The following is a 13,333-nucleotide window of genomic DNA, read 5'->3' as shown; positions in this document are numbered from 1 at the left end:
GGAGCGCTATGAATCAACATGGGTATGTAGTAGAAATAGTAGATAGTATAACCGCTAAAATAAAAATGCAACAGCATTCAGCTTGTGCATCTTGTGGGAAGTGTGCATCATCTACTGATAAAAAAGATATAGTTGTTGAAGTTGACAACACTATAGGAGCTAAAGTAGGTGACTATGTAGAATTAAATATGGATTCTATAAATGTAATAAAGGCTGCATCTATAGTATATATAATTCCTTTGGTAGCACTTTTAGGGGGAACTGTAATTTCATATAGTATACTAAATCTTATTAATACTTCTGTTAATAAAGAAATATTAAGTGCTGTAATAGGCCTACTTTTAACTGGATTAGCTTATTTATTTATAAAAAAGAAAGATTCAAAGCTTAGAGAAAGTAGACAATATATACCAGTAATAACTAAGGTTATAGATAAAATAAATATATAAAAAAGAGGAAGTTACATAACTTCCTCTTTTATTATCTATTCTAAATCTTTTTTCTCATCTTCTTGTACATTTTTATCTTTATCTATTGCTAAATCTATATCCAAATCACTATCTTCTGTCATTATATTATTTTCATAATTAGAATCTTTTTTCGTTATAACGTGGTTAAATCCAAATGTAGCTTTATTTAATTTTACTGTATTTATAGTTTTAACAAATGAAGTAACCAGTAATACACCAAGAGATATAGCACCTCCAACTAAAAGTGCAGTTGCACCTGTAGATGCAGCAAGTTCATAGTTTTCTTGAACTAAATAAAGCATTGTGTTATACATTCCAAGTCCAGGGACTAAAGGAATTATACCAGGTATTACAAAGACTATAGCTGGTTGTTTTAATTTTCTAGCACAAACTTCACTAGCAATACCTATTATAGTTGCTGGAACAAAGTTTGATAAAATTGGGTTGTTTGTAGCTTTAAATAGGTATACATATAAAACCCACCCTATAGCTCCTATTAATCCAGATACATAAAGGGATCTTTTAGGAGCACTTAAAAATATAGCAAATCCTATTGTAGATAAAAAACTAAATATAAAGTGCAAATATAAAGGCATGCTACTCATTATAATATACCTCCTAATCTAAGCCATACTTCAAGAACGAATCCTACTCCAACAGCTATAGCAGTTGCGGTTAAAGCAGCATCAAAAGCTCTAGCTACCCCTGAAATTAAATCGCCAGAAATAAGGTCTCTTAAGCCTTTAATTAATGAAACTCCAGGAAGAAGTGGCATTATAGATCCTACAATTAGTGTGTTCGGTTGACTCAAAAGTCCTAAACTCGATAAACTAACACCTACAACTGCTATAAAAATTGAAGCTGCTAGTGTAGAAAAAGAAGGTATAGAACTAATACTAAATATTTTATCGAATATTATAACAGCGAAAATTGATGTTATGTATGTAAATAAAAAATCTACTACTGTACAACCCAATAAAACTGAGAAACATGCAGATCCAAGCCCAGTTCCTATATATACAACCCATTGGTTATAAGACTTAACTTTTTCAATTCCTTTAAGCTGTAGTAGGGCATCTTCAATTGATAAATCTTTATTAGAGACAAATTCCCTTGAAAATGCATTCAAAAGATCGATTTTGTTTATGTTTATACCTCTATTTTTTATAGTTTTCATAAACGTTATACCATCGAATCTTTCATCGGAGATAATTATTACAGTAGGGGATGTAAATACGTTTACATGCTTAAAACCTCTAGAGTTGCAAATTCTAAGTATGGTGTCCTCTACTCGATAAGTTTCAGCACCATTTCTAAGCATAAGCTCTCCTGTGAAAAGTGCTAGTCTGAAGATATTTTTTTTCCCATGTTGGTCAATGTTATTCTCTATATCCAAAATTACACCTCCTAAATAAATATAACATAAAGATTATATCAAATTATTGCACTATATTACACACATTTATTCACTATAAAAGCAGATTTAATTTAATTTGAAAATTGTATTAAAATTAAATAATATTAATAATTAAAAAGTTATGAAAATTGGGTATATAAAAGTGTACAAGCGAATATATAATTATTAGGATTTTTACAATTAAAGTAGCTTTTAATAATACATATTTATATATAAGGAAAGGGTGGATTAAATGTTTGAGAATTTAAAGAAGGTTGATAAAGAAATTTATGAAAGTATGCAACGAGAATTAGAAAGACAACAAAGAAATATAGAATTGATAGCATCAGAAAATATAGTATCTATGGCGGTTATGGAAACTATGGGAAGTCATTTAACTAATAAATATGCAGAAGGGTATCCAGAAAAAAGATATTATGGAGGATGCGAGCATATAGATGAAGTGGAAAAGTTAGCTATTGAAAGATTGAAAAAAATATTTGGAGCAGAACATGCTAATGTTCAACCTCATTCTGGGGCTAATGCAAATATGGGTGTTTATTTCTCAATTTTAAAACCTGGAGATAAAGTTATGGGAATGAATTTATCTCAAGGTGGTCATTTAACTCATGGGTCTCCTGCAAATATATCAGGACAATACTTTGAATTTACAGAGTACGGTGTAAACCTTAAAGATGGAAGAATAGATTATGATGATATAAGAACAAAGGCACACGAAATAAAGCCTACATTAATAGTAGCAGGAGCTAGTGCATATCCTAGAGAAATAGATTTTAAAAAGTTTAAAGAAATAGCAGATGAAGTAGGGGCTATGCTTATGGTAGATATGGCTCATATAGCTGGGCTTGTAGCAGCTGGACTTCATCAAAATCCATGTGAGGTTGCAGATTTTGTAACTACTACTACACATAAAACTTTAAGAGGACCTAGAGGAGGAGTTATTCTTTGTAAAGAAAAATATGCAAAAGCTATAGATAAAGCTATTTTCCCAGGAACTCAAGGTGGTCCATTAGAACATATAATAGCTTCTAAAGCTGTGGCGTTTAAAGAAGCTTTAGAGCCAGAGTTTAAAGAATATCAATCTCAAGTTGTAAAAAATGCTAAGAAACTAGCCGAAGAATTAATGAATAGAGGATTTGAGTTAGTAACAGGTGGAACTGATAATCATCTAATTTTATTAGACTTAACTAATAAAAATATAACTGGAAAAGAAGCTGAAAAAAGATTAGATGAAGCGTATATAACAGCTAATAAAAATACAATACCGTTTGATCCAAATGGAGCTTTCGTTACTAGTGGAATAAGATTAGGAACTCCAGCTGTAACAACAAGAGGAATGAAAGAAGAAGATATGAAAGATATAGCAGAAGCTATAGATTTATGTTTAACTTATAATAAAGAAGAAGAAGCTAGAGAAAAGGTGGTAGCTTTAACAAATAAATATCCTTTATACAATGAATATAAAATATTTGAATAGAATAGGATGAAAAAAACATAGTATGTAAAGTAATAGACCACGAAGTGTAGATGTAAAATCTTTGCGACACAAAGCTGAGAAGATGCTTTGAAATGTCGCTACAGATTTTACATCTGCACTTCGTTAACTTTTACATACTATATTTTTTATATTAAGTGGAGTAGGTAAAGAACTGAAATTCGAGCTTTTTTTATATAAAATTAGAAAAATAAAATTAAATTTAAAAAAAGTGTTGACGATGTTAAATTAAGGTGGTATAGTATTACTTGTCCTTAAGAAAAGGGCAAAACGAAAATGAACTTTGAAAATTAAACAGTAGGTTAATTATAAAAATTCTTTTTTAAAGAATTAAACACAAACAACCAAGCCAGATATTCAGATAATGATTAGCTGAGCGATGGACAACTTTTTAAATTATATTTGAGAGTTTGATCCTGGCTCAGGATGAACGCTGGCGGCGTGCCTAACACATGCAAGTCGAGCGATCTCTTCGGAGAGAGCGGCGGACGGGTGAGTAACGCGTGGGTAACCTGCCCTGTACACACGGATAACATACCGAAAGGTATACTAATACGGGATAACATACGAAAGTCGCATGGCTTTTGTATCAAAGCTCCGGCGGTACAGGATGGACCCGCGTCTGATTAGCTAGTTGGTAAGGTAATGGCTTACCAAGGCAACGATCAGTAGCCGACCTGAGAGGGTGATCGGCCACACTGGAACTGAGACACGGTCCAGACTCCTACGGGAGGCAGCAGTGGGGAATATTGCACAATGGGCGAAAGCCTGATGCAGCAACGCCGCGTGAGCGATGAAGGCCTTCGGGTCGTAAAGCTCTGTCCTCAAGGAAGATAATGACGGTACTTGAGGAGGAAGCCCCGGCTAACTACGTGCCAGCAGCCGCGGTAATACGTAGGGGGCTAGCGTTATCCGGAATTACTGGGCGTAAAGGGTGCGTAGGTGGTTTTTTAAGTCAGAAGTGAAAGGCTACGGCTCAACCGTAGTAAGCTTTTGAAACTAGAGAACTTGAGTGCAGGAGAGGAGAGTAGAATTCCTAGTGTAGCGGTGAAATGCGTAGATATTAGGAGGAATACCAGTAGCGAAGGCGGCTCTCTGGACTGTAACTGACACTGAGGCACGAAAGCGTGGGGAGCAAACAGGATTAGATACCCTGGTAGTCCACGCCGTAAACGATGAGTACTAGGTGTCGGGGGTTACCCCCCTCGGTGCCGCAGCTAACGCATTAAGTACTCCGCCTGGGAAGTACGCTCGCAAGAGTGAAACTCAAAGGAATTGACGGGGACCCGCACAAGTAGCGGAGCATGTGGTTTAATTCGAAGCAACGCGAAGAACCTTACCTAAGCTTGACATCCCACTGACCTCTCCCTAATCGGAGATTTCCCTTCGGGGACGGTGGTGACAGGTGGTGCATGGTTGTCGTCAGCTCGTGTCGTGAGATGTTGGGTTAAGTCCCGCAACGAGCGCAACCCTTGCCTTTAGTTGCCAGCATTAAGTTGGGCACTCTAGAGGGACTGCCGAGGATAACTCGGAGGAAGGTGGGGATGACGTCAAATCATCATGCCCCTTATGCTTAGGGCTACACACGTGCTACAATGGGTGGTACAGAGGGTTGCTAAGCCGCGAGGTGGAGCTAATCCCTTAAAGCCATTCTCAGTTCGGATTGTAGGCTGAAACTCGCCTACATGAAGCTGGAGTTACTAGTAATCGCAGATCAGAATGCTGCGGTGAATGCGTTCCCGGGTCTTGTACACACCGCCCGTCACACCATGGAAGTTGGGGGCGCCCGAAGCCGGTTAGCTAACCTTTTAGGAAGCGGCCGTCGAAGGTGAAACCAATGACTGGGGTGAAGTCGTAACAAGGTAGCCGTATCGGAAGGTGCGGCTGGATCACCTCCTTTCTAAGGAGTAATTGCCTACTGTTTAATTTTGAGAGCTTATTGTTCTCAAAATTAGTACTTTGAAAACTGCATAACATTTAGTGATGATTAAATAAACCAATATAAGAGAAGAAAACTCTTTAAAAAATAACACTTTTAATAACTGGTCAAGTTATTAAGGGCGCAGGGCGGATGCCTTGGCACTAAGAGCCGATGAAGGACGCGATAAGCTGCGATAAGCTTCGGGGAGTTGCACGTAAACTTTGATCCGAAGATTTCCGAATGAGGAAACTCACTTAGAGTAATGTCTAAGTATCATTAAGTGAATACATAGCTTAGTGAGGGGAACCCGGGGAACTGAAACATCTAAGTACCCGGAGGAAAAGAAAGAAATTCGATTCCGTAAGTAGCGGCGAGCGAACGCGGAACAGCCCAAACCAGTGAAGTTTTCTTCGCTGGGGTTGCGGACATATCACAAACAAGAGGTCATCGTAAACGAAGAGAGTTGGAAAGCTCCGCTATAAAGTGTAATAGCCACGTAGTTGAAACGATAATTCTTTAGATATGATCCAGAGTACCACGGGACACGTGAAACCCTGTGGGAAGCAGGAGGGACCATCCTCCAAGGCTAAATACTACTTAGTGACCGATAGCGCATAGTACCGTGAGGGAAAGGTGAAAAGAACCCCGGGAGGGGAGTGAAATAGAACCTGAAACCCTGCGCTTACAAGCTGTGGAAGCACTTTATATGTGTGACCGCGTACTTTTTGTAGAACGGGCCAACGAGTTACGATAGTAAGCTAGGTTAAGTACTTAAGGTATGGAGCCGTAGTGAAAGCGAGTCTTAAATGGGCGTTAAGTTTGCTGTCGTAGACCCGAAACCGAGCGACCTATCCATGAGCAGGATGAAGCGAAAGTAAAATTTCGTGGAGGTCCGAACCCACGAGCGTTGAAAAGCTCGGGGATGACTTGTGGATAGCGGTGAAATTCCAATCGAGCTCGGAGATAGCTGGTTCTCCCCGAAATAGCTTTAGGGCTAGCCTCAAGGTTGAGAAATACGGAGGTAGAGCACTGAATATCCTAGGGGGCATTGCGCTTACCGAAGATTATCAAACTCCGAATGCCGTTATTTTATACTTGGGAGTCAGACTGTGGGTAATAAGATTCATAGTCGAGAGGGCAACAGCCCAGATCGTCAGCTAAGGTCCCTAAATGTAAGTTAAGTGGTAAAGGATGTGGGATTGCATAGACAACCAGGATGTTGGCTTAGAAGCAGCCACTCATTTAAAGAGTGCGTAATAGCTCACTGGTCGAGTGATCCTGCGCCGAAGATTACCGGGGCTAAAACTTACTACCGAAGCTACGATATCATTTATGATAGGTAGGGGAGCTTCCTATGCAGGCTGAAGCATGACCGTAAGGACGTGTGGACAGTATAGGAGTGAGAATGTTGGCATGAGTAGCGAGACGTGGGTGAGAATCCCACGGGCCGTAAACCCAAGGTTTCCAGGGGAAGGTTCGTCCGCCCTGGGTTAGTCGGGACCTAAGCCGAGGCCGAAAGGCGTAGGTGATGGACAACAGGTTGAGATTCCTGTACCACCGATAATCGTTTGAGAGATGGAATGACACAGTAGGATAAGCTAACCACACTGTTGGTTATGTGTGGCTAAGTACTGAGGCAGTCAAGGCAGGCAAATCCGCCATGATAATGCTGGGGTACGATGGGGAGCGAAATTAAGTAGCGAAGTAGCTGATTTCACACTGTCGAGAAAAGTTTCTATCGAGATTAAAGGTGCCCGTACCGCAAACCGACACAGGTGGGTGAGGAGAGTATCCTAAGGCCAGCGAGAGAACTGTTGTTAAGGAACTCGGCAAAATGACCCCGTAACTTAGGGAGAAGGGGTGCCACGTTAGGGTTAACGCCCGAGGTGGCCGCAGAGAATAGGCCCAAGCGACTGTTTACCAAAAACACAGGTTTCTGCTAAGTCGCAAGACGATGTATAGGAGCTGACGCCTGCCCGGTGCTGGAAGGTTAAGGGGATCTGTTAGGATTTATCCGAAGCAGTGAACTTAAGCCCCAGTAAACGGCGGCCGTAACTATAACGGTCCTAAGGTAGCGAAATTCCTTGTCGGGTAAGTTCCGACCCGCACGAAAGGCGTAACGATTTGGGCACTGTCTCAACAACAGACTCGGTGAAATTGTAATCCCGGTGAAGATGCCGGGTACCTGCGACAGGACGGAAAGACCCCATGGAGCTTTACTGTAGCTTGACATTGAATTTTGGTGCTACATGTACAGGATAGGTGGGAGGCTATGAAATCAGGACGCCAGTCTTGGTGGAGCCATCCTTGGGATACCACCCTTGTAGTACTGAGATTCTAACCAGATACCTTGAATCAGGTATTGGGACACTGTCAGGTGGGCAGTTTGACTGGGGCGGTCGCCTCCCAAAGAGTAACGGAGGCGCTCAAAGGTTCTCTCAGCACGGTCGGAAATCGTGCGTAGAGTGTAAAGGCAGAAGAGAGCTTGATTGCAAGACATACAGGTCGAGCAAGGACGAAAGTCGGACTTAGTGATCCGGTGGTTCCGCATGGAAGGGCCATCGCTCAACGGATAAAAGCTACCCTGGGGATAACAGGCTTATCTCCCCCAAGAGTCCACATCGACGGGGAGGTTTGGCACCTCGATGTCGGCTCATCACATCCTGGGGCTGTAGTAGGTCCCAAGGGTTGGGCTGTTCGCCCATTAAAGTGGTACGCGAGCTGGGTTCAGAACGTCGTGAGACAGTTCGGTCCCTATCCGTCGCAGGCGTAGGAAATTTGAGGAGACCTGTCCTTAGTACGAGAGGACCGGGATGGACGTACCTCTGGTGTACCAGTTGTTCTGCCAAGGGCATGGCTGGGTAGCTATGTACGGAATGGATAAGCGCTGAAAGCATCTAAGCGCGAAGCCAACTTCAAGATAAGATTTCCCACCGTAAGGGTAAGATCCCAGGAAGACTACCTGGTTGATAGGTCGGAGGTGTAAGTGCAGCAATGTATGTAGCTTACCGATACTAATAGATCGAGGACTTGACCAAGATTATTTGAGCAACGGGATAAATATGAATGTATATGAATATTTAGACGTTGGCGAAATGATCACGGTGAATTTTAATCTACAAATGTTATTCAGTTTTTAGAGTACTAACTCTAAATAAAGATTATGCGGTTATTACAGCAAAGAGGATACACCTGTTCCCATTCCGAACACAGAAGTTAAGCTCTTTAGCGCCGATGGTACTTGGTGGGAAGCTGCCTGGGAGAGTAGGACGTAGCCGCGTAATCTTTTTTATTTTACGTGGATTTAAGTGGTGGTTAGTATTAAGTTACATTTGAAGTCATAAAGCTGAGGAAATGCTTTGAATGACATCTGCATTATAACTTAATACTAACCACTTTTTTGATGTGTAAAATAAAGAAGAATTACGCTTATACGGTATGATATAAAGAGATGAGAAAAGATGCTTTAAATGATTATTGTTATGTAATTTAAACATTAATAATTTGTTGGATAATGAGAATTAAGGGTATATTTAAAATTAGCTTCAATATTGTAACTTAACAATAATAACTTTTTTATATAAAATTAAAGGTAGATTATACTTCAAATTACGTAAAATTTATAATGGATAAGATATCTTGTTTTAAATACAACTTAAAAAAGTAAATTCCAATATATTTTAGATTAAAGTTAAGTAAACATATGAAATTCTATATTAATTATAGATAAACGTATACGACAAAATACGACAGACAAAAAAATGAAAATAGTGTAAAATATTATAGTTACGTAAAATATTTGGATAAAAATAATTATTATATATAAATGAATCAGAAAGAGGTAGCTAAATGAAAAAAACTGTAAAAAAAGCAATAATACCAGCTGCTGGATTAGGAACAAGATTTTTACCAGCTACAAAGTCTCAGCCAAAGGAAATGCTTCCAATAGTAGATAAGCCAACACTACAATATATAATAGAAGAAGCTATAAACTCAGGTATAGAAGAAATACTTATAATAACAGGAAGAAATAAGAAATCAATAGAAGACCATTTTGATAAGTCTGTAGAATTAGAATTAGAACTTCAACAAAAAGGAAAGACTGAAATGTTAGAAATGGTTCAAGAGATATCTAACATGGTAAATATACACTATATAAGACAAAAAGAGCCTAAAGGATTAGGACATGCTATACATTGTGCTAAAAGCTTTATAGGTGATGAACCATTTGCGGTACTTTTAGGAGATGATATAGTAGACTCAGATACTCCATGCCTTAAGCAATTAATAGATGCTTATGATGAATATAAGACAAGTATATTAGGGGTTCAAGAAGTTGCTAGAGAAGATACGAATAAATATGGAATATTGGATTGCAAATATATAGAAGATAGAGTATATAAAGTAAAAGATATGATTGAAAAACCAAACGTAGAAGAGGCACCTTCAAATATAGCTATATTAGGAAGATATATAATAACTCCTGCTATATTTGAAATTTTAGAGAATCAAGCTCCAGGTAAAGGTGGAGAAATACAACTTACAGATGCGTTAAAAACTTTAGCTAGCCATGAAGCTATATATGCATATAATTTTGAGGGAAGAAGATATGATGTAGGGGATAAGCTAGGATTTTTAGAAGCAACAATAGATTTTGCATTAAAAAGAGATAACCTAAAAGATGGGTTAATGAATTATATGCAAAATATAGTAAAAGAAAATAAATAGTAAAAATACAAAAAAGAAAAGAGGAAATTTTATGTCAGTTTTAGTTACTGGTGGAGCTGGATACATAGGTAGCCACACTACAATAGAGCTTATACAAGAAGGTAAAGAAGTAGTTATAGTTGATAATTTATCTAATAGTAATATAGTTGTATTAGATAGGATAGAAGAACTAACAGATGTTAGACCGACTTTTTATGAGTTAGATGTTCAAGATAGAGAAAAACTAGAGAAAGTTTTTGAAGAAAACAATATTGACTCAGTAATACATTTTGCAGCATCAAAGGCAGTTGGAGAATCAGTTGAAAAGCCATTAGAGTATTATTCAAATAACTTAGTTAATACATTAGTATTATTAGAAACTATGAGAAAATATAATGTAAAGAATTTTGTGTTTAGTTCTTCAGCCACTGTATATGGAGACCCTGAAACTTGTCCGATACTAGAAGATTTCCCATTATCTGCTACAAATCCATATGGACAAACTAAGCTTATGATAGAAAATATGTTAAGAGATATATGTAAGGCGGATGCAACTTTAAATGTAGCTATATTAAGATACTTTAATCCTGTTGGAGCGCACAAGAGTGGTAGAATAGGAGAAGAACCTAATGGTATACCTAATAATTTAATGCCATATATAACTAAAGTTGCAATCGGTCAATTAAAAGAACTAAGTGTATTTGGTAATGACTATGATACTATTGATGGAACAGGTGTGAGAGATTATATACATGTTCTAGATTTAGCATCAGGGCATGTCAAAGCATTAGAAAAATTAGATAGTAATCCAGGGTTAGTAACATATAATTTAGGAACTGGAAATGGATACAGCGTATTAGAAATGGTAGAAGCTGTTAGCAAAGCAAGTGGAAGAGATATTCCTTATAGAATAGCTCCTAGAAGACCAGGAGATATAGCGACTTGTTATGCAGATGCGACTAAAGCTAAAAATGAACTAGGATGGGAAGCTAAATACAAGTTAGATGAAATGTGTGAAGATTCTTGGAGATGGCAAAGTTCAAATCCAAATGGATATAATAATTAATTGACATTTAAAATATATTATGATAATATATTTACACTGTTAAAATGAATATTGAGTAGATCAGATAATCGCGGGTAGCATTAGCTACACGAGGAAAGTCGGAGCTCCATAGAGCAGGGTGCTAGGTAACGCCTAGTGAGAGTGATCTTAAGGAAAGTGCAACAGAAAATAACCGCCAGAAATGGTAAGGATGAAAAGGTGAGGTAAGAGCTCACCAGCGGTTAGGTGACTAATCGGCTGTGTAAACCCCACTCGGAGCAAGGCCAAGTTAGGATTAAAAGAGTATTGCTCGTACTCTCCGGTTGGTAGGCCGCTTGAACTTATTGGTGACAATAAGTCTAGAAAGATGATTATCTAATACAGAACTCCGCTTATAGATTTGCTCTATTTATTCATGTATAAAACACTAGTAACGCTAGTGTTTTTTTTGTACCTAAATGTTGAAATAAGTAGATTTGAATATATAGATAAAATTAACAATATATAGTAAAATAAAAAGATGTAGACAAATAATGGGATAAATTATTATAAAGGAGAAGAGGATATGAATTACAAGGAAATATATAATCAATGGTTAACAGATGAATACTTTGATAATGATACTAGGAATGAATTAGAAGCTATAAAAAATGATGAAAATGAAATAAAAGAAAGGTTTTACAAAAATTTAGAGTTTGGAACAGCTGGATTAAGAGGTATTATAGGGGCCGGAACAAATAGAATGAATGACTACACTGTAGCTAGGGCTACATTTGGACTTGCTAATTATATATTAAAAAATGTTGGGCAAGAAGGAAAAAATAGAGGAGTAGTTATAGCTCATGATAGTAGATTTAAATCTAGAGAATTTTGCATACAAACAGCTAATACTTTAGCTGCATGTGGAATAAAAGCATATATATTTGATGATTTAAGAACAACTCCGGAACTTTCTTTCGCAGTAAGAAATTTAAATTGTATAGCAGGCGTTGTTATAACAGCTAGCCATAATCCACCTGAATACAATGGATATAAAGTATATTGGGAAGATGGAGCTCAAGTTATGCCTAATATAGCTGATGCAATTACAAAAGAAGTTAATAGTATAAATGATTACAGCAAAATACCCACTATAAAAAAAGATCAAAAAAACTTAGTAGTTATGCTAGGTGAGGAACAAGATACAGAATTTATAGAAGCTGTTAAGAAACAATTTATAGGCAAAAACACAGTAGGAAGAGTTGGCAAAAACTTCAAAATAGTGTATACACCACTTTGTGGAACTGGAAATGTTCCGATAAAAAGAATATTAAATGAAGTTGGGTTTGAAAAAGTATTTGTTGTAAAAGAAGAAGAGTCACCAGATCCTAACTTTGCTGGTATTAACTATCCAAATCCAGAGGATAAAAAAGCTTTAGAAAGAGGTATAGAATTAGCTAAAAAAGAAGGTGCTGATTTAGTTATAGCTACAGATCCAGATTGCGATAGAGTTGGATTAGCTGTAAAAACTAACAATGGGGAATATGAATTACTTACAGGAAATCAAATAGGAGCTTTACTTGTTAATTATGTTTTAGGACATTTAAAAGAAACGAATTGTTTACCAAAAAACTCAACTATAATAAAAACTATAGTTACTTCTGAATTTGGAGCTAAAGTGGCAGGAAGCTATGGAGTAGATTGTCTAAATGTATTAACTGGATTTAAATTTATTGGAGATAAAATAAAAACATTTGAGCAGACAAATGAAAAAACATTTATTATGGGATATGAAGAAAGTTATGGATATTTAGTTGGAACACATGCAAGAGACAAAGATGGTGTTGTAGCATCTATGTTAATTTCGGATATGGCGGCGTATTATTATGATAAAGGAATGAGTTTATACGATGGACTTATGGAACTTTACAATAAAGTAGGGTTCTTCAAAGAAGATATGATATCGCTTACGTTAAGTGGAATATCTGGACTTGAAAAAATAAAAGAAATTATGGAATACTTTAGAGAAAATGGACTAAATGAATTAGCGAAAGTAAAAGTAATAGAAAGTAAGGATTATAATGAGGGGATAGATGGACTGCTAAAATCAAATGTCCTAAAATTTATACTAGAAGATGGATCTTGGATTGCAGCTAGACCTTCAGGAACTGAACCCAAATTAAAGTTCTATATGGGAATATGTGGAAATTCAAAAGAGTTAGTTGAAAGTAAGTGTAGACTTATAAAAGATACTCTTAACAAAAAAATAAAAAATTTAATATAAATAATTAATATATGA

At 37.1% G+C, this 13,333-nt stretch carries 7 protein-coding genes, 3 rRNA genes and 1 other RNA gene; 9 read left to right on the top strand and 2 right to left on the bottom strand.

Annotated features, from left to right (window positions below; translation table 11 throughout):
• Positions 1 to 8 precede the first annotated feature (8 nt).
• Positions 9 to 449: a SoxR reducing system RseC family protein gene (locus tag ACN6I1_RS12155; protein ID WP_419742080.1), complete on the top strand. Its 441-nt coding sequence runs from the start codon at positions 9 to 11 to the stop codon at positions 447 to 449.
• Between the two features lie 35 nt (positions 450 to 484).
• On the opposite strand, the gene ACN6I1_RS12150 is transcribed toward ACN6I1_RS12155, so the two are convergent.
• Positions 485 to 1,075: a threonine/serine exporter family protein gene (locus ACN6I1_RS12150; RefSeq protein WP_021428440.1), complete on the bottom strand. Its 591-nt coding sequence runs from the start codon at positions 1,073 to 1,075 to the stop codon at positions 485 to 487.
• Positions 1,075 to 1,860 (bottom strand): threonine/serine exporter family protein, encoded by a 786-nt coding sequence (locus ACN6I1_RS12145; protein WP_150841963.1) that lies wholly within the window; start codon positions 1,858 to 1,860, stop codon positions 1,075 to 1,077. Before ACN6I1_RS12145 ends, ACN6I1_RS12150 begins: the two co-directional genes overlap by 1 nt.
• Before the next feature lie 259 nt (positions 1,861 to 2,119).
• Here ACN6I1_RS12145 and glyA point away from each other — a divergent pair, with 259 nt between their 5' ends.
• From glyA to ACN6I1_RS12105, 8 genes are all read left to right on the top strand, one after another.
• Positions 2,120 to 3,364 carry a serine hydroxymethyltransferase gene (gene glyA, locus ACN6I1_RS12140; protein WP_419742079.1) on the top strand — a complete coding sequence of 415 codons (1,245 nt, stop codon included), beginning with the start codon at positions 2,120 to 2,122 and terminating at the stop codon, positions 3,362 to 3,364.
• Between the two features lie 416 nt (positions 3,365 to 3,780).
• A 16S ribosomal RNA gene (locus ACN6I1_RS12135) occupies positions 3,781 to 5,282 on the top strand.
• A gap of 144 nt (positions 5,283 to 5,426) precedes the next feature.
• Positions 5,427 to 8,341, top strand: a 23S ribosomal RNA gene (locus tag ACN6I1_RS12130).
• Between the two features lie 126 nt (positions 8,342 to 8,467).
• A 5S ribosomal RNA gene (gene rrf, locus ACN6I1_RS12125) occupies positions 8,468 to 8,584 on the top strand.
• The 16S, 23S and 5S rRNA genes sit together here, the layout of an rRNA operon.
• Before the next feature lie 568 nt (positions 8,585 to 9,152).
• The gene (galU, locus tag ACN6I1_RS12120) at positions 9,153 to 10,031 is read left to right on the top strand and encodes a UTP--glucose-1-phosphate uridylyltransferase GalU (RefSeq protein ID WP_150886935.1); all 879 of its coding nucleotides are present in this window, start codon (positions 9,153 to 9,155) and stop codon (positions 10,029 to 10,031) included.
• Positions 10,032 to 10,062: 31 nt separating this feature from the next.
• Positions 10,063 to 11,076 carry a UDP-glucose 4-epimerase GalE gene (gene galE, locus ACN6I1_RS12115; protein ID WP_419742078.1) on the top strand — a complete coding sequence of 338 codons (1,014 nt, stop codon included), beginning with the start codon at positions 10,063 to 10,065 and terminating at the stop codon, positions 11,074 to 11,076.
• A gap of 52 nt (positions 11,077 to 11,128) precedes the next feature.
• Positions 11,129 to 11,466: RNase P RNA component class A (rnpB, locus tag ACN6I1_RS12110), an RNA gene on the top strand.
• A 154-nt stretch (positions 11,467 to 11,620) separates the two neighbouring features.
• The gene (locus ACN6I1_RS12105; protein WP_419742077.1) at positions 11,621 to 13,318 is read left to right on the top strand and encodes a phospho-sugar mutase; all 1,698 of its coding nucleotides are present in this window, start codon (positions 11,621 to 11,623) and stop codon (positions 13,316 to 13,318) included.
• Positions 13,319 to 13,333 lie beyond the last annotated feature (15 nt).

Source organism: Paraclostridium dentum (assembly GCF_048568265.1).
Taxonomy (GTDB): domain Bacteria; phylum Bacillota; class Clostridia; order Peptostreptococcales; family Peptostreptococcaceae; genus Paraclostridium; species Paraclostridium dentum.
This window is presented reverse-complemented; position numbering and strand designations above follow the sequence as displayed.